Here is a 24,605-nt window from a genome sequence, read left to right as displayed (position 1 = left end):
CCTTTTCACCTCGGATTCATGTTAAGAGATTCCTAAATATTTATGACACATTTCCTTATCCTTTTTTAATTCATTCATAAAACCGTTATGAACAATTCGTCCGTTATCCATAATGTAAAAATAATCGCCAATTTGACTGGCCATCATAAAATTTTGCTCAACAAGTAAAACTGTTGTTTTCTCTTTCATCTTCAAAATAGCTACCATTAATTTCTCCACCATTATCGGGGATAGCCCTTTGCTCGGTTCATCAATAAGTAATAATCCATCACTATTAATAAACGCTCTTGAAATAGCCAACATTTGCTTTTGCCCTCCGCTCAAGAGCCCACTTTTCTTATTCCAAAACTGCTTTAAATCCGGAAATAGTTCCAGCATCCACTCTATTTTCCCTTCTACTTCCTCACCTTTTCCCCTAGCAAGAGCGAATGTTTCTTCTACTGTCAAATCATGAAAAATACCTTGATTTTCTGGTACATACCCTATTCCTTTCCTTGAAATTAAATGTGTAGGTAATCCACTTACTTTTGCACTATCATAATAAATTTCACCATCTGCAATGCGGTGAAACCCCATAACTGAACGTAATGTCGTTGTTTTCCCTGCCCCGTTTCTACCAAACAGTACAGTAATTGTCCCTTTCTCAACAGCAAGAGATACTCCTTGCAAAATATGAAACTGATCTAAATACGTTTCTATATTATTCACTTGTAATAGTGCCACTATATAATCCCCCTAAATAAGCACTTTGTACACGCTCATCTTTCATAATTTCTTCTGGCAATCCTTCAGCCAATAACTCTCCATGAAATAAAACGATAAGATGATCTGACAAACCTAGTATCATATCCATTTTGTGTTCGATAAGTACAATTGTGCTCTCTGGATGTTTCTTAATATTTTCAATCACTTGTAATATAGCAGGGACCTCCTCAACCGAAATACCTGCCGTCGGCTCATCAAGTAATAACACATCCGTTTTTAAAGCTAATAACATCGCAAGTTCTAGCTTTCTTTTCTCTCCATGTGCCAAATCTTTCGCTAATACGTTCTCTTTCTCGTGAAGTAATACTGTTTTTAAGAAACGTCTCGCCTCTCCAACTTGTTGCTTTAATTTTGCTGGACTCGGGAAAAAACTATAGTAATCTTGTACGAATGATTGAACACTTAAACGGACATTTTCAAGTACCGTTAATTCTGGGAATATGTTTGTAAGCTGAAAAGAGCGACCGATTCCTAAGCGTGTTCGATCTGAAATCGATAGTTTTGTAATATCTTGCCCTTTAAAATACACTTCACCTGTTGTGGGTGAAATCTGTCCACTTAGTAAATTAAATAATGTTGTCTTCCCCGCACCATTTGGCCCGATAATAGAAATGAGCTTTCCTTTTTGGACAGTTAAATTTACATCTTTAATAACATGATGTTCACCAAAAGATACGCTAAGATTTTTCGTCTCTAGCAAATGTGTCACGAAATCCCTCCCTTTAAAGCCGTGAGTATGAAAGAAATATGTATAAAGAGGGTCCCCCCTCTTTATACAAAAACAACAGAAAATTCAGTCTATTTACTTTGAACTGGTGGTTCTGTCTCTTTCATCGTTAATTCTCGCTCTAATACTGGCACCGGATAATCAACACCATCTTGCTTTTTCAATGTGACAGAATACAGCGTCTGCATCGCTTGGTGGTCCTTCTCTCTAAACTTCATCTTTCCTTTCGGTGTATCAAATTCCATTCCTTCCATTTTCTTAATCAATGTATCTACATCTGTATCACCTTTTGTTTTCTTTAAGGCTTCTACAATAGAAATTGCTGCTGACATTCCTCCCGCTGTAAACAAATCTGGCACTGCACCATTAAAACGTTTTTTATGCTCTTCAACTAGCCAATCATTCACTTTATTTTTTGGAAGTGTGTGATAATATACAGAAAAACCTTGCATACCTACTAATGCATCCATTGTTTTTAATGCTGGTATATCTGGCGCACCTGTAGAAATTTTAATACCTTGCGCTTCCACATTCATATCTTTCAACTGTTTCCAAGGTGAATTTGCCCCTGCCCAAACGATAAATAAGTAATCTGGTTTTGAACTAATGATATTTTGAATATTCGCTGTAAAATCTGTTGAATTTGTATCCGCGTATTGCTCATTCACAATGTTCGCACCTAATTTTTTCGCACCCGCTTTAAATGCAGCAATCCCTTCACGACCAAAAGCGTTATCTGGGGCAAATGTCGCAATCTTTACATCTTTTTTCGCAATTGCTGCTGCTCCTGCAATCGCATCTTGTGAGGAACTTCTTCCAGTTCTAAAAATATATTTATTCCAGTTCTTCCCGGTAATACTATCCGCTACTGCTGGTTCTACAACCATAATCTTTTCATATTCCCCGGCCAGTGGTAAAACCGCTAACGTATCACTGGAACTAGACGATCCAACTAAAAAATCAACTTTCTCTTCTTCTAATAACTTCGTAGCTTTTTTAACTGCTACATCCGCTTTCGTTTCTGTATCTTCTACAACAAACTTAATCTTTTTCCCATCTACTTTCCCAGTTCCACCAGTTGCATAATCTAACCCTAATTCAAATCCGTTCACTGTTTGTTTTCCATACGATTCTAGCGGTCCTGTTAAAGAAGCAAGGACTCCTACCTTAACCGTTTTTTCATCCTCTGTACTTGTTTTCTTTCCTGAACAAGCTGCCGTTATTAATAACGAACCTAAAACACAACCAGTAAACATTGTCTTTAGCCACTTACGTTTTTTCATCGACATTGTGATCCTCCCCATACTTTACTTTCTGATAGAATCAAACACGCCAAAATCCCCTGTCCGTAATCATGACTAACTAATTCGATAGATAATGGAAAACTCTTGTAGTACCCTCTACATTCGGCACAAATATATAATCACCTTCCTATGTAATGGAAACGGACATACAATCAATATATATTCTGCAATCCAATTGAAAATACTGTTTCATTTCAGTAATAATCATACAAAAAGACTAACTTATTTTTTAAGTTAGTCTTTTCACCTTAATTAGAGTTAAGTTCTACTTTCTCTAACCCTTCAGCCAATTGTTTCTTATCTAGTCCTTCTCCTATTACTACTAAGTTTGTCGGGAAACCGAAGTCTTGTTCTAATAAAGTTGGTACTCCGAACGAATATTGGAATAGGTGAGGGTATTTATCTCCATGGAATTTCACAAAACCTTTCACTCGATAAATACTATCTGGTAAATTCGAAAGCCATTCATATAATTTGTCTTGATCAATCGGTTTCGAAAATTGATACGTCATCGTTTGTATATGTAAATGCTGTTTGACATGTAGTGTCTCATGTTCCTCATCATTTGGAAATTCTGCTTTCTCTATATCTTTTAAAGATATATTACAATACTTTGTCTCATACATTTTCGCATGATCATTTATTGCCTTTACTTCTTCAAATACTGTGTTCTTATCTTCATCTGTTAGTAAATCTGCTTTATTAACAAGAATGTGACTACCAAATTTCAGTTGCTCATGCAATAGCTGTTGTACATTTGCACTTAATATACTTCGGTTTAACCACCTTACTGCATCTAAAACGACTACAATTGATTTCACTTCCAGAAAAGGAGCTAAAATTGGCGAGACACACGCGTCTAACACTTCAATTGGATGTGCAACACCTGTCGTTTCTATATAAATCACATCTGGTCTTTCTTGTTGGTATAACGAATGTAATTGTATTTCAAGCTCTTCTTTTAACGTACAACAAATACAGCCTTTAAGAAGTTCTCTTAAAACATTCTCTTTTCCAATAATATCTGTATCTACCGAGTATTCACCAATTTCATTCATTAATACTGCAACTTTTCTATTCTTCTTTTTCTCTGCTAACAATAAATTTTGTAATAATGTTGATTTTCCACTACCTAAAAAACCACCTAATATATGAATCTCCACTTTATTCATTCAACCGACCATCCATTTCTTTACTTCAAATGTATTTAAAGCGTAATAATTACGATTTATATTTATCATTTTATTAAAAGAATGACCATTTGTAAATATAAGAGATTCACTGTTCATTTACTTCATATGCAACTCTTACTCCAGACTCAATTGCCCCTTGCATCCATCCATGTGTTAATGTCGTATGCTCTCCTGCAAAATGTACTTTTCCAGATGGTGGTGTAATATACGGAAATAACTCGAGCTCTTGGCCTGGTTCGAAAGCTGTAAATGCACCGCAAGAATACGGATTTTTACTCCAGCTAAAAGATGTTCCAGTGACAAACTCACTATAGACGATGTCACCGTATATTTCTGCTAAATTTTTTAATGCGTAACGAATGCGTTCCCTATTCGGTAAACTATCCCATGTTAACGCCTCATCTGCCCACGTATAACTCGCTAAAACGGTAGCTGCTCCTGGTGTCTGAATGCCATAACTCGGATAATATGTAAACCGTATCGGTAAATCGGTAATAGATTTACCGCCACACTGTCCCGCTTTCTCCCAAAATCTACTTTTAAACTCTATCGCAATTTTCGTTGCAGCAATGTAATTTAATTCACGAATTGCTCGTCTTTTATAATAAGAAAATAGATTGTAAGGCTGAATTTCAACAAAACGTAAAGCTGAAAATGGGATAGTAACAATTGCAACATCACCTGTAACCATGAATCTCTCTATAGTTTGTTCATGGTTTACTTGCATCATCACTTTGCTATTTTCTTGTATAATTTTTTCAACCTTATACCGCATAAATATATTCTCATTTAACTGCGATAAAAATGCTTTTGGTAATGCATCCATCCCGCCCGTTATCTCATAATATTTCGTCGTTGAAGTAAAGAAGACCATTTCTCGTAATACTTCAATTAAAGACATTCCCATATACGCTTCCATATCAAGAAGTACACCGATCATATCTATTGCACCGTCTGAATAATATTCAGTTAAAAATGTGCCGAGCGAATATGCTTTATACTTTTTCTCAACAATACTCCAATTCTTATTAGGATCTTTCTTAATATAATTTAGAATCGGCTCTAATACATCTAACATTAACTCTTCTGCCGTTTTACTTTTTTCGCTCTCTAAAATAGGATATCTAAGTATACTTGGATTTTTTTCGAATATGCTCAATCTCGTTTTAATATTATTCGTATAAATAATATCTGAAACGGTTTTATTTATAAAAAGATTTAACGGCAATTTGAAGTTACGAATGTAAGCTAAAGTTAACTTGTGTGTATCAGGAATCCGCATTGGTCCTGCATTAAAATATAAACCTCTGCTAAACGGTTCACGGATCGTATATATTCTTCCGCCTATTCGATTATTCGCTTCTAAAATTGTTACTTTATGCCCTGCTTCTTTCAATAATGATGCTGCAACTAAACCTGAAATTCCTGCACCAACAATAATAATCTGCTTTGGATTCTTCGTTTTAACGAGCCCCACATTAATAATATGAAGCATTCTTTCCATCGTTAATGGCTGCATCATGGTCTTTTCCCCTTCAATAAAGGATTTTATTGCATTATATTCGGTTAACTTACTTCCTATGTTTCATGCAAGAAACTACACGGATACATTTTCAAATACTTGAATATCTTTTATAAAATGTAATAAACTAGATATGACTCTATAGAAGTAAGACGTATTATCTTACATAACAAAACCAATGAAATTGCGAGGAATTTTGAAATGAAAAAAGGTATTAACCGTGTTGTATTAGTAGGAACAGGAGCAGTTGGATGTAGTTATGCTTACTGCATGATTAACCAAGCCGTAGCTGAAGAATTTGTTTTAGTCGATGTAAATGAGGCAAAAGCTGAAGGAGAAGCAATGGATTTAAGTCATGCTGTTCCATTCGCACCAGCTCCAACTAGAGTATGGAAAGGCAGCTACGAAGATTGTAAAGATGCTGACCTTGTAGTTATTACAGCTGGATTACCACAAAAGCCAGGCGAAACACGTTTAGATTTAGTTGAGAAAAACGCCAAAATCTTTAAACAAATCGTTCGCAGTATTATGGATAGCGGATTTGATGGCATCTTCTTAATCGCAACAAACCCTGTAGATATTTTAACTTACGTAACTTGGAAAGAATCTGGTTTACCGAAAGAACGTGTAATCGGTTCTGGTACAACGCTTGATTCTGCTCGTTTCCGCTATATGTTAGGTGAGTACTTCAATATTGGTCCACACAACATTCACGCTTATATTATCGGAGAACACGGCGATACTGAACTTCCAGTTTGGAGCCATGTTTCCGTTGGTATCCAAAAACTACAAACATTGCTTGAAAAAGACAACACGTATAATCAAGAAGATTTAGACAAAATTTTCATAAACGTCCGTGATGCAGCTTACCATATTATTGAGCGTAAAGGCGCAACTTATTATGGTATCGGTATGTCACTTCTACGTGTTACAAAAGCAATTTTAAACGACGAAAATAGTGTATTAACTGTATCAGCTTACTTAGAAGGTCAATACGGTCAAAAAGATGTGTATATCGGGGTACCTGCTGTTTTAAATCGCGGCGGTGTTCGTGAAATTTTAGAGGTTGAATTAAGTGAAGATGAAGAATTAAAATTCGACCACTCTGTTCAAGTATTGAAAGAAACAATGGCTCCGGTTCTTTAATGAAAATAAAAAAGCAATCCAATTTATTTTGGATTGCTTTTTATTTTCATTATCTCCTATGACTTTTTAGTGATTTTCTATCATTTCTTATTTTTTAGTCTCATCCTCATTATTTATATCAAGTACATCTAATAAAAAGATAAAGATTGGTATCCCGATAATAAGCCCCCATATTCCGAGGAAATGCTCTGAGAAGATGAGAATCATAAATGTATAAAAGATTGGTAAATTTGTTTTTGCAGACATAAACTTCGGATTTAAAAAATAACTTTCAAGAGCATGGATGACTGTAATGAACACAAGTATGTATACTACGTACATAACTCCACCTACGTTGTAAGCAATGATACAAAGTGGAAACAAAGAAATAATCACACCTGCAACAGGAATCAATCCTAGTAGAAAAATCATAACAGCTAATACAAGAAGCTGCGGAAATCCTAAAACAATTAATGCAATGACAGTAAGAATACAATTTACAACCGCAATTAAAAACTGTGCTTCAATTACTTTGCCGAACGATCTTGCAAATCTTTCACCAAAATATGCAATTTCCTCATAAAACATTTTTAACTTACTATCTTTAAACTTAGATGTAAATGTAATAATACGCTCTTTTTCTAATAAGAAAAATAAGCTTAAAATTAGAGATAATAATATTTGTAAACTTACCTTCCCTATATTTGCTATCGATTGATAGATGACATCTACACCTTGTTCTATATATTTTGATACTTCCATCCCATTAATTGTCGAAAGTGCATATTTAACGATTTCATTATCAGGTGGATTTTGAAAAAATAGTTTAAATTGGTAAATTAATTGTGAAATTTGTATCGTTAGCACAGGTAAATATTTATACAATGTCGTGCCAATAAAGGAAACTAATATGATATACAAACAGGCAATAACAATTTTCCGGTCCACTTTCAATTTCTTTGAAATAAAACGTTGGAATCGATCCATTAAAAATGTCAGTATAAACGTAATTAATATTAAGTTGATCATACTTTTTAATCCATATAATACTAACGCTAATATTATTAAAACGAGAAACCGTTGAAACCCTCTACTTCGAAAGAAATTTTTCACTTCATTCATTAAGATTTAACCTCCCCCTTCAATGGATGGAAATTGAATATATTACATTTTATGAACTTCTATAGACAATCTTTCTTACTAATTAGGAAGAATCCTTTTTTTATTCTTATATTGTTAGATTCTATTTATATTAGCCCGCTTACTTACTTCAGTTGAGCTCTTTTTTTCGTTTAACCTTTTACAATTTAGGTGCTTTTCTATTTTTAGACTGCTGTTCATACGCATATCCAATATTGAAAAGCTCTTTTTCACCAAACTGTTTCCCTACAAACACTACACCGATTGGTTCTCCATTTTTATCATATCCAGCAGGAACCGCTAATTCCGGATAACCAGCTACAGCTGATAGAAGAACTTCATCGTTATTAATCATAACTAGAGCATCCAAACCTTTTTCTACTAAATACCTATCTAGCTCTTTTCTTGCATTTTCTTGACTCGTTTGCACTACGTTTTCAAACTCTTCTTTCGTTATAACAGATTTTTCAGACCCTTCAATTAATGTTTGTCCGTATTTTATTCGTCCTTTACTATCCTTTTTATTAAACGCTATAATCTCTTCTAACGATTTTACCGGTACATTCTTTTGCTGTGAAAGATAGTCGTTTACATTATGCTTGAACTCATATTCTAATGTTTGCAAATTATCTACACCCTCAGCACTTAACTGGATATTATCAGTTAATATCGCACCTGCATCTTGAAGGTCTTTTCTAATTTTTTCTGCTACTGCTTTTCTATTTTCATCTTGTTGGTATACAGAAAAAAGAAGCCCTATCTTTTTCCCTTTTAATCCATCTATCGATAAATCCTTTGTATAATCAATTCTTTCTTTATCTTTCATTTTTTCTGTCATAACATCTTTTTCGTCATAACCTATCATTGCATTAAATAACGTTGCTGCATCTTTTACCGTTCTTGCCATAGGCCCTGCTGTATCAAGAGTTTCAGCTAACGGAATAATTCCTGTTCTGCTTACCATACCTAAAGATGGACGTAACCCAACTACTGATTGCTGCGCCGCGGGTGCAACAATCGATCCCGTCGTTTCTGTTCCAATTGCAAGCGGCGCAAAATCTGCTGCAACTACTGTAGCAGATCCTGAACTTGATCCTGAAGTATCGAATGTAATCGGACCGTACGGGTTTAAATTTTGTCCTTTCTTCCCGCTATACCCGCTTGGCATTGTAAAAGATAAATAGTTCGCCCACTCAGACATATTCGCTTTTCCTAAAACAAATGCTCCTTCTTCTTTCAACTGCTTCACAATTGTTGCGTCTTGATCTGCAATCCAATCTTTTAATACATAAGTTCCTGCACTAGTCGGCATCACTTTTTCCGTCTGTACATTATCTTTTACAACGACAGGAATACCATATAAATTCGAATTTTTGTTTCTACCCCGCTCTTGATCTAACTTTCTTGCTTCTTCCATCGCATTAGGATTTATCTCTGTAACAGAATTTAATGTTATTCCATTTTGATCATGTTCTTGTATTCTAAAGAGATAAATACTCGTTAATTCTTCATATGACAACTTTCCATCATCAATCATTTTTTGAAGCTCATCTACAGTCGCATTTACGACTTCTTTTTCTTTTATCTTTACATTTTCTATATTGATTCCTTTAAGCTGATTATGTATCGGTTGTAGCACTCTTTCTTTATCATATACAATACGCTCAGGTTCCTTTGGAAAATAATTTTTATACACGTAATATCCACCGGCACACGCTAATAAGACAATGCCTCCAGTGATAGACAGCGTTACCTTTACCCATTTCTTCATGTTGCTTCCTCCACTCTATAAGATGCTTAGCTATACAAAAAAGAGAGTTACCTTTTACTTAACTCTCTCCAATCAAAATGCTAAATGAAAAAATGAAAGATTTCAATCTAATTACTTCTTTTTTTGCATTTGCTTTGCTAACATTTCTTTCACTTGATTATACGTTAATCCTGAATTTTTATTTAAACGCTTTACTTCCTCAACATCAGTACCTACCACTGTATATTTTTTCTCATCATTCATTTTTCTAATTCCCTTCTCACCGTATTATTTCTTATATTTCTTCCCTAAATGCGCATAAATTAACACCACTACAAAAAAGAAAGCTGTTTTTAAGTACAGCTTCCTTCTCGTTACATATTGTATTTCTTAATAAAATTTCACTACATCTTCAGTAGGCAAGAACGTTCTTTCTGCTGGTTGTTCGTTTGGTTCACCAAATGGCATTTGACCTACTAAGCTCCACTCTGCCGGAATGTTCCAAGTTTCTTTCACTTCAGCATCTACGATTGGGTTGTAATGTTGTAATGACGCCCCAATTCCTTCAGCAGATAATAGCATCCACACAGTATGTTGTAACATCGCATTTCCTTGATGAGACCAGAATGGGAACTGATCTTTATATAATGGTGCATTTTCTTGCATTTTTTCTACAGTTGCTTGATCTTCAAAGAATAGCACTGTTCCTACACCTGCATGAAAACCTTTTAGTCTTTCTACAGTCGCTTCAAAGTTTTCTGCTGGTACACGGGCTCTTAGTGTTTCTTTAACGATATCCCAAAAATTTTCATGCTCTCCATCCATTAATACAACCATACGACCACTTTGCATATTGAAAGATGTTGGTGCGTGTAAAGCTGTTTTTAACACTTCTTCAATTCTTTCTTTCGTAATTGCATCGTTTTTTGCTACTTTACGAATTGAACGGCGGTTCACGATTGCTTCTTTTAAGTTTGTTGTAGTTGCTGACATTTTAATTCCTCCAAATGTTTGTTTTATAATTTATTTTGTTATTTCATAACAAGCGAATTAGCAATATCCATCGGTATTACATTGCATACCTTCAAATGAATTTGTTTTATCCTTTTCAATTTCTTTATCAATGACCCTTTCTAGTGTTTCTTTACTAGCAAGCCCTTGAATGACTTCATCTCCAATCATGACAGTTGGAACAGCCATAATATTCGCTTCATCATATGCGTGTTGAATTGCTTCTTGATGCTTTTCTTTATATTTACGAGTTACTAAAGCATCTTTAAATTCCGCCTCAGGAAGTCCTACTTCTACCGCTAATTTTGTTAACACATCAATATCTTCAATGTTTTGCTCTTCTTGGAAAAATGCTGTGAATACGCGGTGATGATACTCATTACCTAGTCCACGTTCTTTCGCAAATTGACATCCTTCGAAAGCTAAATGTGTATATGGATGTGGTGAAACACGTGGCAAGCGCATATCAATTCCTAACTTCTTCGCTGTCGGAAGAATGAAAGCATCCCATGAACCTAATTTTTCTGGTTCATTCCATGGATCTATTTTTGAATATGGACTTGGACGTAATTCAAATGGCATCCATTCAATCTCTACATCTTTCTCTTTCGCTACCTCATCTAATGGACCTTTTGCTAAAAAACAAAACGGACATATAAAATCTGAGTATACTTTCATTTTTACAGTCATAACTTTTACACCTTCCCTTTATAGTTGTAATCAAATCAGTTACATTAATGATAAAAAAATATAAATATGATTTAAGCATTCATTTTTTCTTGCAAAGTTTCAAACAACTGCCCCATCGTAATATTTCTCAAAACTTCTTCCATCGCGGATTGTGCTTGAATTAAAATAATTTCTAACACCGCTTGAATATTCGCCCCAATTGGACAATCTGGATTCGGTTGCTCGTGAATATGAAATAGCTTGTCTTCTTCGACTACGTTCACTGCATGATACACATCTAACAATGTGATTTCATGTAAATCCTTTAGTAATCCCGCGCCACCCGGTCCACGATTTACGTAAACAAAGCCAGCTTGTTTCAAGTACGACATGATTTTACGAATGACTACTGGATTTGTATTGACACTCTCAGCCATATAGTCTGAAGTACAAAGTGAAGATGGATTGTTTTTCAAAATAGATAAAATATGAACAGCTATGGAAAAGCGGCTACTAATTTTCATCGTAATCACCACCTCGATGTAATCATTATAGTTACAACCTAAAAATAAGTCAATCCTTTTCATAGATTTTTTATAAGTAAATTAAAAAGTGTCCCATTATGATATATGAGACACCTCTTTTTATTCTGCAAATAGCGATTGAAATTCTTCAATAAATAGCTGCACAGCGATTGAAGAATCCTTTAATGAAGGAACAGCTAATGCAATTTCTCTCCATACTTGTGGTTCCAATTCTCTCGTTTGCACATTTTTTGGTAAATTCGTTAAAGATAATTCAGCTAATATTGCAATGCCCAATCCTTCTTGAATCATATTTAAAGCTGTAGTAACTGTCGAAATTACATATTCAGCCCGAAGTGGTACGTTTGCTTGTTTAAACATATCAATAATGGGTGGTTCATATCCACCCTTACATAATATGATCGGTTCATTCTCTAAATCACAAATTGTAAGAGCGTCCTTCTTACAGAGAGGATGATCCTCTCTTAAGATAGCAACCATTTTCCCCTTCGTTAATGGAACAATCTCCATATCTTTATTAGGCAAAATAACAATCCCTATATCAATAACCCTCGATACTAACCAATCTTCAACTTCTTTAATCGTTCCTTCACAAAGAACTACTTCTAAGTTCGGATACTTCTCCTTAAAAAGGTTTATCATTTTGGGTAAGAAATGTGCAGAAGCACTCGGAAAACTACCAATTCGAATCGTTCCAACTTCGTGTCCTTTCTCCATCGCAACTTCTTGTTCAATCTTCTCTACACCGTTCAAAATCTCTCTAATATGTACAAGAATCCTGTTTCCTACATCCGTAACGAGGAGCCCTTTTCGTTTATCACGTATAAGAATCGTAACTCCTAACTCTGACTCAATACTTGAAATGGCATGACTTACAGCTGGCTGCGTCATATTTAACACCCTAGCAGCCTTCGTAAAACTACCTAACTCAACAGTTTTTATTAATACTTGCAGTTGTGTAATGGTCATAACTAATCACTTATACTCCTCATAAAAAAGATTCATTTTATTTATTACAGTCGATATCATATCATAGTGAAATGAATAACAACAAGGAGGTCTTTCAGTGACACAGCTTTCTCGAACTAAGACGGCCATCATCCTTACCTTTCTCGTTTTCATGTGGGGAATCAATTGGCCTTTATCAAAGTTTGCCCTGCATTATACACCACCTGTTTTATTTGCAGGCGTTCGAACTTTAATTGGAGGATTCATTTTACTTCTGTTCGCATTACCGAAATACAAAGAGTTACATTTAAAAGAAACGTGGCATTTATACGTTATTTCTTCCTTACTTAACATCATTATATTTTACGGATTACAAACTGTCGGCCTTCAATATATGCCTGCTGGGTTATTTTCCGCCATTGTATTTCTACAACCAGTTTTACTCGGTATTTTCTCGTGGATATGGCTTGAAGAATCAATGTACGGCTTGAAAATTTTCGGGCTTGTTCTCGGATTTATTGGTGTAGGCGTTATTAGCTCAAGCAGTTTAACAGGACACATTTCTGTTATTGGAATCCTTCTCGCGTTAGGATGCGCTATTGGCTGGGCACTTGGCACAGTATTCATTAAGAAGACTGGTCACCGTGTTAATGCCATTTGGATGGTAACACTTCAGCTTATTATTGGTGGTCTTTGCTTAATTGGATTTGGTACAGAGTTTGAAAGCTGGTCTAGTATCGCTTGGAGTATGCCATTTGTTAGCGTACTTCTCTTTATTTCATTCTTTGTTATTGCAATGGGGTGGCTTGCATACTTCACACTTGTTGGAGCTGGTGAAGCAAGTAAAGTTGGGGCTTATACATTCCTCATTCCACTAATAGCTATTATTGTAAGTTCAATTTTCTTACATGAGGCTATTACCATTAGCTTATTCATCGGACTATTATTTATTGTTGTGAGTATTTGTTTTGTAAATATAAAACCGAAAACACTTGCTGTAAGGCAGCAAGTTGAATTGAAATAAACGTAAGAAAGAGCCTACTGTTTGTAGGCTCTTTCTTACGTCTTACTTTTTACGACGTACTACAAAAACACACGCACTTACCGACGATACTATCGCAAAAATAGATAAGACAATTGCTATCAATTGCATATTACTAGTACCTTCATTCTTTTCTACACTAGAAACTTCACCATGTTCTCCTGTTAATGACGTACCTTTTGCAATTGTAGTAAGTGAATGCGGTTTTTCAGCTTTTTCATCGCCTGTCCATTCAACAATTTCTCCGTCTTTATATTGTTGATATGCATCCCAAGCTATTTTTTGTTCTTTATCCGGATTTTTAGCGACGAAAGTAAATCACTGGAACTGACCGGGTAAAATCCCTTCTCCTGTTGCTTCCCATACTACAGTTTTAACTTTTCCAGCTGTATCTTTTTGCTCCTCAACTTTCCATCCTGGCACTGGTTCATACTGCTGGAACTCTACTCCAGACGGTATTTTCAGTGTAACTTTTGTTGTTGCTACATTTTTTTCAACTGGTACTTTTATCGTATATGTCTCCCAAGAACCAACGTCAGAAGTTGCTGGTTTTACAGTGACGTGCGCACTAACAGGTAACGAAAACATTCCCATTGCAATAATTGTTGCGATCATTGTTGTTCCTAATTTTTTTATACGTTTCATTTTCTATTTACTCCTTTTCATCTATAACATCTGTTTATCATGCTGCTCGCTAGCAGCATGATTGGTACAATTTTATCTGCCACCTACAATAAATTTAAAATCTGTATCGAAACTATCAAGAGATTTTGTTAATCCATGAACATGTATATTCCAGTTTCCTGTCATGTTAATATACATACCTTCTGCTTCATATTCTCCCGGTGAAACTACTGAAACTTTAAATGAACCTTTTCCCATGTTCATATCTAATGATTGAGTCGTCAATATCATTTGTTCCATATCAGTAACAGGCTGTCCCTTTTCATCCTTTAGTTTAATATGGAATTTATTTTGTCCTACCTTATTCGGACTTACATTTAGCGTAAGTTCATATCCATTATCTAATTGCTTACTCTCTGTAAATGGTCCAGTAGGAGGCATCGGTGGTGTCTGTACGTTTGTCATAAAAGCTACGATTACGAAAATGATAATTCCAATGACAAACTCTACTTTCACCGTAGCTCCTAATCCTTGCTGCGCTCTTATTCTCCCTTTCACATAATGAACAATTCCCAATATCCCCATGAAAATAAATAATAGTATCTTTGCTAATAAAGCCAATCCATACTTTGTATCAAATAATGAGTGGATTGTTGGAATAAAAAATGTACTGTTAAAAAGGCCTGTTATTAAAATCACGATGACAGCACCTGTTGCCCACGGTGAAAAACGCTTAATCATATCCCAATACATATGCCACTTGTTATCCTCTTTACGTAAAAGAAGAATAATAGATGATAAACCACCAACCCATAATGAAGCTGCTAATAAATGTAGAAAATCCATAACGACAGCAATGTCTTTAAACTTTAAACCGTATGCGTGACTATTAAAGGCCTTCATAACAAGTAACCCTATAAACAATAGTATTGGAATACTCCATACTTTAAACGACGAAAACTTCTCATGCTTCACCGCAAAATACGTAACAATTATAAGCGTACTAATGAGAACCATTTGAGTAATCCATACATAACCAAAAACAGAAAGCTGTAATGTTTCTTTTAATAGTAAAGGATTGAATGCTTCTAGCCATGAAACATCAGCATTTATTTTCGCTTGCAATGGTAGATTGAATAACAAGCTAATCAATATCCCAAATAGAGAAATCCATATTATGTTCTTACTCCTTAATTGAACCGAGGTTGCATTTCCTTTATACATAATAAGATTAAAGAATAGCACTCCTATAAATAGTGAGAAACTTGTATATAAAATTCCACGTTCCATAATCATATCGATTTGTGGGATGTAACCCATCTCTTCCACTTGTATATCGTCTGTTTCTGTTTCCACTCCCGCTAATCCAACCCGGAACGGGATAACTCCTTGAATTGGATGTCCATCAGCTGAAATCACTTTCCACTGAATAGAGTAAAGACCATTTTTGAGATTGTCTTTTAATCCGGCTTCTAATAGCTTTTTATTTTTTTTATCAATATGAGCATCTTTTAAATCGACCCTTTTACCTGATGTATCTCTCACGTACAATGTATTAAAACTTGAAACTTGTATGTCCTCATCGAATTCAATTTTCACAACAGATGGTGCTTTCTTCAATGTTTCATTTTCAGTAGGGTTTGATTTCACAACGTACGCATGAGCAGATGCACTTTTCGGTATCAATATGATAACCACACATGCAAGTAATAACCATGTCCCTAATCTTCTCATTACTTTCACACTCATTTCACTTCTTTCTTCCTCATCGCTCTATTTTCATTACTTTAACTTCCGAAGTTTGATTCTCGGGCGAAATATTAACCTGATTAAATATAAACTTCTATAAAGTATAACTCTTATTTCTCTTCCACCTCTAAACTTCTAATACAATAGTAACTATCACTATAGATACAACTTACATTTTTAAAGCCGATTGTTATTATATCATAAAATATATTTATGTAAGTTATCAAAGAAGAAAAGTTATCGTGAATCATTTGTGAAGAAAATGTGAAATGCATAAATAAAAAGGTGTTACGTAATAACATAACACCTTTTTAAAAATATCCTTCTTCTATTTCTCTTCCGGATAATCACAATACTCGATAATCGTTCCTTCTGTATCCGCTGGGTTAAGATATATTAATCTTCTACCGTGCTTATTAATCCGAAGTGTATGCTCTAATGTCCGAATACCTTGTTCTTTTAACTCTTCTAGAGCCACATCTAAATCATCGACACGATACGCAACGTGATGAACACCTTTACCTTTTTGTTTAATAAAACGGGCAATTGGAGATGTCGTATTATTCGTCGGTGCAAGTAATTCAATTCTATCTCCATCCACTTCAAGAATGGCTACTTCGCTTTCCACACCAGGAGCTTCACTTACGTAACGATCTATTAATTCTCCTGATAGAACCTGTTCATAAAAACGTATCGTACTATCTATATCACGAACTGCGATTCCGATATGATCAATTGTTTTTTTCATTTTATTTCCCCTACTACTTTATTTTTTCTCATTATTAATAGTAACAAAAAAAGCTATAGAAACAAGTCTATAACTTTTTTTATTTAACCTATTTTCTTATCCGCTCTAGTTGCTGGTTGAACTTGATTTTTCACTTTTAAAATGCTAATGCCATATCCGATAAATCCACCGATAATCGCTGGGAAGATCCAGCCTAATCCTACTTCCTGCATCGGAAGGAATTTAGTGAACACTTGGCTTACTACTTCAATGTTAACTCCAGCTGCACTTAATCCATCAAATAAGCTGATGATAAATGTTACGATTAAGCTTACTTGATAAACTTCAGCTCTTCCTTTAAATAATGAATGGAAGAATGTTAAGAAAATCAATACGATTGCTAGTGGATAAATTGCTGTTAATACTGGAACAGAAACTGCGATCAATTGTGTTAATCCTACGTTTGCAACAATTGCACTAAATACACATAGCGTAATTGCAATTGCTTTGTAAGGAACATTTGGGAATAACTTATGGAAGAATGAAGAACATGCTGATACAAGTCCCACACTAGTTGTTAAACAAGCTACTGTAATCATTAATCCTAATAATACTCCGCCATATGATCCGAAATAGTAGTTAGAAACTTTCGCTAATACTTCTCCGCCGTTCTCTAAATGTCCAAGCTTCGCAACACTTGAAGCACCCATATAAGAAAGAGCTGTATAAATAATTGCTAAAATAGATGCTGCAATTATTGTCGCTTTTGCACAAACGACCATAATTTGTGTTTTCGTTTTCGCACCTTTTTCTTTAATAGCATTGATAATGATAATCCCGAATACGAATGATGCGAGCGTATCCATCGTTAAGTATCCTTCTTGGAATCCTTTAAAGAATGCATGTGATGTATAAGCTTCCGCTGGTGCTTGCATATCTCCAATCGGATGTATAAAAGCAACGATTACTAAAATACCGATGAAAGTCAACTTAATTGGCGTTAAAATTTTTCCAACAATATCGACAATTTTCGCGGGATTTAGCGAAAAAAAACAAGTGATGCTAAAGAATATAATTGTGAAAAGAATTAAAGGTGTAGAACCTACTCCCTCTGGCATAAACGGCTTAAGACCAATTTCATAAGATACATTTCCTGTTCTCGGTATTGCAAATAACGGACCGATCGCTAAGTATAAAACTGTTGTAAACACAATCCCGAACACTGGGTGAGCGCGACTTGCTAATGACTGCAAATCATCTTTACCTGAAAAACCAAATGCTAGTACACCTAGTAATGGTAGTCCAACACCAGTTACTAAAAATCCAGCGTTAGCAATCCATACATTCTCTCCTGCTGATTGACCAAGCATCGCTGGGAAAATTAAATTTCCCGCTCCAAAAAATAGTGCAAATAACATTAAACCAATAACTACTATGAACGAAAACGGTACTTTATTCGCCATAATATAACCCCCATTCAAGTTTCCTTATCTCATTTTCCAATTTTAACTAATTGAATTTTCTGAATATTTAATTTAAGTATCAACTATTCTTGAACTCATTATAGTTTGCTATATAATATTTTGCAATACTATTTTCGAACTTTTCTTTTATTTTATAAATATACATTTTTTAACATGAAAAATAGACTAAAAAACCAACATAGTCATCCATGTTGGTTTTTCCATTTACTATCATAAATTAAAATTTTGCTGCTACTTTTTTAACGTTTTCTAGACCCTCTTCAACAATTTGTTGTGAACGATCTGGATATTGATTGTGTCCTTCAATTACAACTGTCTCTGGATTTGTAATTCCCCAGAATCCAAGTACAGTTGTTACGTAATTAACTGCCATTTCCATAGGAGCCATTTGTTCTGAAGAGTAATCTGAACCACGAGCACCTAACACAACTACTTTCTTACCACCAACTAAACCTTCTGGGCCATTTGCTGTATATTTAAACGTTTTTCCAGCTTGAGATAAGTATGAAATATATGTGATTAATGGTGCTGGTACTGTAAAGTTCCATAATGGGAATGCAAATACAACCTTATCAGCTTCTAAAAACTGATTTAAATATTGATCTACTGTAGCAACTGCCTTCTCCTCTTCAGCTGTTAACTCCATACCTTGGCTACGTTTATATCCACCTGAAATCGCAATATTTCCGTAATAAGGAAGATCTAATGCAAATAAATCTAATTCCGTAATTTCTGTATTTGGATTTGCTTCTTTATAAGTACTTACAAATGTTTCATACATTTTTGAACTAACTGCTTGCTCCGCTGGACGATCGTTTGCTTTTACAAATAATACTTTCGACATTTTTTTATTCCCCTCTACAGTCGTATTTTCTTCTTTTTTACCAAATAATGAGCTAAATAGTCCCATTTTCTTCACCTAATCTTTCTTTTCATATTCATTATTCATCATCATAAAAATTCTTATTCTAAGAAAAAGTTCCAATAGATACCTTAAGTTACACTATTGTACTTTTTGTTATTTAATTACCTTATGTAAGTAATTTTAATATAGTTACTAACTTTAGTCAAGCAACTTTTAATAAAAAAATAAAATCTCAACTTAAAAACATTAAGTGAAATACAATTGAACACCAAATACATCTTTATTACTTGTATAATAAACTTAGAGAGGAAAATTCATAGATAGAAAGGATTTATTCATGAGCACTATAGAAAAGATTCAAACTTTTATTATTCTTTTTGCTGTTACATGCGGCATCGTACTCGGACAATTTAATATGATACATACGTATTCAGACAAGTTTATTGTTCCCTTCTTATTCTTCATGCTATATGGATTATTCCTCAGCATCCCATTAAAAGAAATAAAAAACGGATTTCGCAATTTAAAATTTGCTGGAACAAGTCTTACTATTAACTTCTTATGGACCCCTTTACTCGCTTGGGGATTAGGAGCACTATTTCTTTCAGATCATCCAGCACTTTGGGTTGGATTTATAATGTTAATGGTTACTCCATGCACAGATTGGTACTTAATCTTTACTGAAATAGCGAAAGGAAATGTAGCACTTTCTACTGCAATTTTACCTGTAAATTTAATTTTGCAAGTACTACTCCTTCCAATTTATTTATTTTTATTTGCTGGTGTCATGAAAACTGTAGCGGTTTCTGTTTTAGTAGAAAGTATTGTTATCGTAATCGTCTTACCATTTATACTTGCACACGCTACAAAATTCATTATGAATAAAATGAAAAAAGCTGAAACTCTCGAGAATAAACTCATTCCGTTTTTCAGCTCTGCTCAAATTGTATTTTTAAGTTTAGCAATAGTAGCGATGTTTGCATCACAAGGTAAATATTTACTGAAAAATATGAATGTCGTTTTATTATTACTCGTTCCTGTTCTATTGTTCTTCATCATTAATTTTTTACTAGGACAATTTATCGGACGCATGATGCATTTATCTTACAAAGATACAGTAAGTCTAAGCTTAACAACGTTAGCAAGAAACTCACCTGTTGCACTCGCTATCGCTGTGACAGCTTTTCCAGACGAGCCTCTTATCGCACTTGCACTCGTTATTGGACCGTTGATTGAGTTACCGGTACTAGCTTGTGTGTCACAAGTTTTGTTGCTTATTAAGAGAAAACGGCAATACGCATAATAAAAAACGTCCCATTTGAGACGTTTTTTATTATGGAGAGATTACATACAACACTTATTTCTTATTTATCAATACAAATGAAATTACCGAAACTACAAACATAATAATACCAATTATAATAAATCAATCGGCTCTAAAAATTTTATATGTTATAGAGAATTAACTTTTCGTTACATTAACAGATCCTTTCTAATTAAAAATGATAGGAAACGTAAATATAACGAAAGCTGCCCAAAGTCCGTAGATTGGCAAATACTTCGTAATGGCATCTTGGATAGCTGTCGGTCCTGATTTGTTTTGCAAGAAACGCATATAGGAAAACATAATCCAAATTAGATTTGCCCAGATCAATATGTTTACACCTAAAACAGCTAGTCTATTAGGTGTAATCCCGTAAGATGAAAGTCTAAATACGATGGCTGACAATGCAACAGTGTCAATAATAAGTGCCAGAACAATTAAGGAAAAATTTATATAATCTGAAATGTTCTTTTTCTCGTCCGAGTCACTTTCAACGATAGAAAATATGGTAACAGCCAATACACCAAGGAGTATTCCGTTGAAAGCCATTAGGAAATTGCGATCCAAGAACGGATTTTTCCCGACCCAAATTACCGTTATAAGATAGATAAGCAACGTGATCAGGACGAGAGGACTAAAAATTTTAGATATGTATGGTGTAATATTTTTAGCAAGCTTAAGATTCATTGATACTAAGTATGCAGCCACAATAGCGAGAGCCGCTGCTCCAAATAAAACAACATTACTAAAATAGAATTCTCCTATATCTAAGTCAACAAAGCTAAATAAACGCATGGTGAATATCGCTAGTATCATTCCGCTCACTGCCATGCTCCCGTAGAGAAGACAATATTCTAAATTAAATTTAATATAGGCTAATCTTGTACCGCCTTTTGAATATTCATTTCCTGTAAACGCAAGCCCTACTAAGACCCATAAAAATATAGGAAGATGTAAATACGCAAGTATGGTACTGTCTTTATAATTTATTGGCAACGTATTAAGATACACCCCGGAAACTAGGAATAACGCTATAAGGGAATAAATAATACTTTTTTTCGGCTTATTATTGTAAACAAAATAAGCAGCAATAAAGGGAATTACACCAAAAGCCAAATTAATTGGAGCAATTGCTTCCTGCTCAACAAAGTGGAAAATGATTCTAGTGCTTATGCCGGCCAGAATAGCTAAAAGGCCCATGAATAAGAAACCTTTTTGAAACAAAGATGTTTTTTCTTTATTTACCTTCTCCTTGAAATGCAACCTTTCATACCAAGCACCTAGAATTTGAGAATCAGGGTTTTGGTCCCATGCTTGTGAGAATGCTTTTTTAAAAGCTTTCGGATCTTTTCTATACATCTTCTCCAACTCATGGGGATTATCCATATGTTTAACAATCAAATTGTTAATGTTCATAGTTATACCTCCTCTAATTTTAAAAATAAGGTTGTTACCTTTTAACAAAAGCACCTCGCTCATTTATTATGATTTTGATTTTAATACAAAATTTATCGTTTTACAATAAAAAATTATTATTTAAAGGATTTTTTTTATCGTTAAATTTTATATAAAAGAAAAAACAAAAGAGCATGACAGTTTTATGTCATGCTCTTTTAACAAATTAATTCTCAAATACAAAATTAATCTTATTATCTTTCCACTCTAATTTCGCATCAAACGTTTTCTCGCCCTTTTTAAAGCCTTTAATTAAATCAGTCTTTTCACCTTTTAAGAGCTTTGTCATATTCTTTTGCGAAATTGTTTTACTTAATATCTTCTTTGAAATGGTGAAATCACATTGCGTTGTATTATAGTTAGAACAACCGTAAAACGTTGACTTATCAATTACATCGCCATCACATTTTTTACAGCTACCAACCTTTTTACCCGTTGTAAATTTCGATCCTTTTCGTTCAATCGATTCAACATGTAGTCCCGTGAAATCCCACTTCTCAGACATTTCCACTGCGTCTTCAATAATTTTAGCTGATAGCTTTTTCGTCTGTTCCATAAATGTAGCTGGTGAAGCTGTACCTTCACCAATTTCCGCAAGACGTTGTTCCCATTTCGCAGTCATTTCCGGTGAAGCTAGTATTTTGTCACCAATTGCGGTAATTAATACTTTTCCTTTATCAGTCGCATACACTTGGTTTTTCTTTACATCTATATATTTACGGTCTTTCAGCATCGTAATAATACCCGCGCGGGTCGCTTCCGTACCTAAACCTTCTGTTTTCTTCAATACCTTCTCTAGCTCTTCATTCTCTAAATACTTACCGGCTGTTTTCATTAACGTAATAAGTTGTCCTTCTGTATAACGCTTCGGTGGCTGTGTTTTTCCTTCTTTCACTTTCACCTTTACAACTTTTCCTTCTTCACCTTCAGCTACAATTGGAAGAATGGTTTCGTCATCTTTATCGTCTTGGAAAATAACTTTACGCCAACCTTCTTGAATTTGCTGTTTTCCTTTTGAAATGAATTCAGCGCGTTCATCTACAAGCGTAATGATTGTAGTATAGTCAAAGATTGCAACTTCATAATGAGCTGCAATAAGCCTTCTTACGATCATATCGTATATTTTCTTTTCATCACCTGATAGTCTGCTTGGGTTTGTAACTTGCTCTGTCGGAATAATCGCGTAGTGATCTGTTACTTTCTTTTCATTTACATAACGCTTATTGTTCATAATGGATTCAACCGGAGCCGGTAATAAACCTTTATATTCATCAAACTGACTTAACTTCTGTAAAATATCAGGGAAAGTCGCTGCTTCTCCTTGAGTAACATAGTTAGAATCTGAACGTGGATAAGAAACAATCCCTTTTTGATAGAGTGCTTGCGTTATATCAAGCGTCTTTTTCGGTGAAAACTTAAAGGCTTTATTTGCCGTTGCTTGCAGTGATGATAAGTTGAATAAAAGCGGCGGCTGAAACTCTTTACGCTCCGTTTTCATTTCCTTCACAACAGCCGGTTTCCCTTGGCAAAATGCCGCAATTTTATTCGCCATATCAGGGTCTTTTAAGCGGGATTCATTATCCTTCTCCCATTTCCCGTCATATTTCTTTCCTTCTATATTAAAGGTTGCAAACACTTCCCAGAAAGGCTCTGACTTAAAGTTTTCAATTTCTTTCTCACGCTTTACAATCAATGCTAACGTTGGTGTTTGGACACGACCAGCAGAAAATACATCATTCATTCCTTTTTTCTTTAGCAAAATACTAAACACACGTGATGCATTCATACCAACAACCCAGTCAGCACAAGATCTTGTGTATGCTTCGTAATACGTATTAATTGTATCTGATTCGTCAAGTAAATTTTTAAACCCTTGATAAATAGCTTGCTTCGTTAAAGACGAAATCCATAGACGCTTCATCGGCTTTTGCACGTTACAAAGATTAATAATATTTCGTACGATTAGTTCCCCTTCACGCCCAGCATCGCCTGCGTGAATAATTTCTGTTACCTGTGGATTATGTAACAGCTGTTTCACAACGTTAAATTGCTTATACTTTGACTTTGTTACTTCAAATTGAAAACGCTCTGGAATCATCGGTAATGTATTAAGTGACCATTTTTTCCACTCTGCGTGATAATGCTCTGGATTACATAACTGCGTCAAATGACCAATTGCCCATGTACAGTACGCTCCATTTGGAAATAACTCATTCGCTTCTACTTCTAAATACCCATCTTTCCGGCGATATTTAAATTGTGAAACAAGAGCCAAACCTTGATCTGGTTTCTCGGCAATAATTAATTTCATTTTATAACTCCCTATCTGTATTCCAGTGTTACTTTCATTGTCTATATGTTTAGAAGCGATGATAAAACAACAATCTTATTTATCATTCGCGGTTTGTTTGTCTCGCAAATGGGAGACCTATAATATTATACGCTTATTCTTTATGGCTTCACAATAGAAACTCATAATATAACAATTTCTTTCACATTCTTACAATTAAAAAAGACGCCCTAAAAAATCAAGCGTTCCTTTGCCTACATCTATGAAATTGTGCAGATAATATGCAGATATAAATTATCATAAGTACACATATGATGAAATGAACGATAGGACAAGGAGGTATCAT

Annotated in this window: 21 protein-coding genes and 1 pseudogene; 3 read left to right on the top strand and 19 right to left on the bottom strand. The window is 34.6% G+C overall.

What is annotated here, in order from left to right:
* Positions 1 to 21: 21 nt before the first annotated feature.
* The 5 genes from CGQ22_RS16055 to CGQ22_RS16030 form a co-directional block, all read right to left on the bottom strand.
* Complete coding sequence (locus tag CGQ22_RS16055; protein WP_001196696.1) at positions 22 to 723, bottom strand: ABC transporter ATP-binding protein; 702 nt, start codon at positions 721 to 723, stop codon at positions 22 to 24.
* Positions 701 to 1,474, bottom strand: a complete 774-nt coding sequence (locus tag CGQ22_RS16050) for an ABC transporter ATP-binding protein (protein WP_000149324.1) — start codon at positions 1,472 to 1,474, stop codon at positions 701 to 703. The genes CGQ22_RS16055 and CGQ22_RS16050 overlap by 23 nt, the downstream gene beginning before the upstream one ends.
* An 89-nt stretch (positions 1,475 to 1,563) precedes the next feature.
* A complete protein-coding gene (locus CGQ22_RS16045; protein WP_046945390.1) occupies positions 1,564 to 2,781 on the bottom strand; it encodes a substrate-binding domain-containing protein in 1,218 nt (405 codons plus the stop codon).
* Positions 2,782 to 3,044: 263 nt separating this feature from the next.
* On the bottom strand, positions 3,045 to 3,968 hold the full coding sequence (locus tag CGQ22_RS16040) for a CobW family GTP-binding protein (protein WP_001044945.1): 924 nt from the start codon (positions 3,966 to 3,968) through the stop codon (positions 3,045 to 3,047).
* A gap of 106 nt (positions 3,969 to 4,074) precedes the next feature.
* Positions 4,075 to 5,511, bottom strand: coding sequence for a flavin monoamine oxidase family protein (locus tag CGQ22_RS16030; protein WP_089148973.1), 1,437 nt, complete (start codon positions 5,509 to 5,511; stop codon positions 4,075 to 4,077).
* A 201-nt stretch (positions 5,512 to 5,712) separates the two neighbouring features.
* Here CGQ22_RS16030 and CGQ22_RS16025 point away from each other — a divergent pair, with 201 nt between their 5' ends.
* Positions 5,713 to 6,657, top strand: a complete 945-nt coding sequence (locus CGQ22_RS16025; RefSeq protein ID WP_000715326.1) for an L-lactate dehydrogenase — start codon at positions 5,713 to 5,715, stop codon at positions 6,655 to 6,657.
* 87 nt (positions 6,658 to 6,744) lie between these two features.
* Here the strand turns inward: CGQ22_RS16025 and CGQ22_RS16020 are convergent, their stop codons facing one another.
* The 7 genes from CGQ22_RS16020 to CGQ22_RS15990 form a co-directional block, all read right to left on the bottom strand.
* Positions 6,745 to 7,758: an AI-2E family transporter gene (locus CGQ22_RS16020; RefSeq protein WP_001006571.1), complete on the bottom strand. Its 1,014-nt coding sequence runs from the start codon at positions 7,756 to 7,758 to the stop codon at positions 6,745 to 6,747.
* A 178-nt stretch (positions 7,759 to 7,936) separates the two neighbouring features.
* Positions 7,937 to 9,547, bottom strand: a complete 1,611-nt coding sequence (locus tag CGQ22_RS16015) for an amidase family protein (RefSeq protein WP_046945391.1) — start codon at positions 9,545 to 9,547, stop codon at positions 7,937 to 7,939.
* Positions 9,548 to 9,658: 111 nt separating this feature from the next.
* Complete coding sequence (locus CGQ22_RS32500; protein WP_000997344.1) at positions 9,659 to 9,790, bottom strand: hypothetical protein; 132 nt, start codon at positions 9,788 to 9,790, stop codon at positions 9,659 to 9,661.
* Positions 9,791 to 9,916: 126 nt separating this feature from the next.
* On the bottom strand, positions 9,917 to 10,519 hold the full coding sequence (locus tag CGQ22_RS16005; RefSeq protein ID WP_089148972.1) for a nitroreductase family protein: 603 nt from the start codon (positions 10,517 to 10,519) through the stop codon (positions 9,917 to 9,919).
* A gap of 57 nt (positions 10,520 to 10,576) precedes the next feature.
* The gene (locus tag CGQ22_RS16000; protein ID WP_000216673.1) at positions 10,577 to 11,227 is read right to left on the bottom strand and encodes a DsbA family oxidoreductase; all 651 of its coding nucleotides are present in this window, start codon (positions 11,225 to 11,227) and stop codon (positions 10,577 to 10,579) included.
* A 71-nt stretch (positions 11,228 to 11,298) separates the two neighbouring features.
* Complete coding sequence (locus tag CGQ22_RS15995; RefSeq protein ID WP_000704073.1) at positions 11,299 to 11,730, bottom strand: Rrf2 family transcriptional regulator; 432 nt, start codon at positions 11,728 to 11,730, stop codon at positions 11,299 to 11,301.
* A gap of 120 nt (positions 11,731 to 11,850) precedes the next feature.
* Positions 11,851 to 12,720 (bottom strand): LysR family transcriptional regulator, encoded by an 870-nt coding sequence (locus CGQ22_RS15990; protein ID WP_000156773.1) that lies wholly within the window; start codon positions 12,718 to 12,720, stop codon positions 11,851 to 11,853.
* Positions 12,721 to 12,817: 97 nt separating this feature from the next.
* On the opposite strand from CGQ22_RS15990, the gene CGQ22_RS15985 reads away from it, so the two are divergent.
* Entirely contained in the window at positions 12,818 to 13,723 is a 906-nt protein-coding gene (locus CGQ22_RS15985) for a DMT family transporter (protein ID WP_000192815.1), read from the top strand.
* 42 nt (positions 13,724 to 13,765) lie between these two features.
* On the opposite strand, the pseudogene CGQ22_RS15980 reads toward CGQ22_RS15985, so the two are convergent.
* From CGQ22_RS15980 to CGQ22_RS15960, 5 genes and pseudogenes are all read right to left on the bottom strand, one after another.
* Positions 13,766 to 14,386, bottom strand: a pseudogene (locus tag CGQ22_RS15980) (YcnI family copper-binding membrane protein).
* 72 nt (positions 14,387 to 14,458) lie between these two features.
* Positions 14,459 to 16,114: a copper resistance CopC/CopD family protein gene (locus CGQ22_RS15975; RefSeq protein WP_046945393.1), complete on the bottom strand. Its 1,656-nt coding sequence runs from the start codon at positions 16,112 to 16,114 to the stop codon at positions 14,459 to 14,461.
* Between the two features lie 328 nt (positions 16,115 to 16,442).
* Positions 16,443 to 16,862, bottom strand: a complete 420-nt coding sequence (locus CGQ22_RS15970) for a VOC family protein (protein WP_000750855.1) — start codon at positions 16,860 to 16,862, stop codon at positions 16,443 to 16,445.
* A gap of 83 nt (positions 16,863 to 16,945) precedes the next feature.
* Positions 16,946 to 18,304, bottom strand: coding sequence for a branched-chain amino acid transport system II carrier protein (brnQ, locus tag CGQ22_RS15965; protein WP_046945394.1), 1,359 nt, complete (start codon positions 18,302 to 18,304; stop codon positions 16,946 to 16,948).
* A 238-nt stretch (positions 18,305 to 18,542) separates the two neighbouring features.
* Positions 18,543 to 19,235, bottom strand: a complete 693-nt coding sequence (locus tag CGQ22_RS15960; RefSeq protein WP_000522529.1) for an FMN-dependent NADH-azoreductase — start codon at positions 19,233 to 19,235, stop codon at positions 18,543 to 18,545.
* Between the two features lie 292 nt (positions 19,236 to 19,527).
* Between CGQ22_RS15960 and CGQ22_RS15955 the strand changes: the two genes are divergently transcribed.
* Entirely contained in the window at positions 19,528 to 20,493 is a 966-nt protein-coding gene (locus CGQ22_RS15955) for an arsenic resistance protein (RefSeq protein WP_000103815.1), read from the top strand.
* 189 nt (positions 20,494 to 20,682) lie between these two features.
* On the opposite strand, the gene CGQ22_RS15950 is transcribed toward CGQ22_RS15955, so the two are convergent.
* A complete protein-coding gene (locus CGQ22_RS15950; RefSeq protein ID WP_001024707.1) occupies positions 20,683 to 21,930 on the bottom strand; it encodes a DUF4153 domain-containing protein in 1,248 nt (415 codons plus the stop codon).
* A 205-nt stretch (positions 21,931 to 22,135) separates the two neighbouring features.
* The gene (topB, locus tag CGQ22_RS15945; protein WP_000766769.1) at positions 22,136 to 24,280 is read right to left on the bottom strand and encodes a DNA topoisomerase III; all 2,145 of its coding nucleotides are present in this window, start codon (positions 24,278 to 24,280) and stop codon (positions 22,136 to 22,138) included.
* Between the last annotated feature and the right edge of the window lie 325 nt (positions 24,281 to 24,605).

The organism is Bacillus sp. M13(2017), from assembly GCF_002218325.1.
Lineage (GTDB): Bacteria > Bacillota > Bacilli > Bacillales > Bacillaceae_G > Bacillus_A > Bacillus_A thuringiensis_K.
Note: the sequence above shows the minus strand (reverse complement) of the source record. Positions and strands in the feature narration are given on the sequence as shown.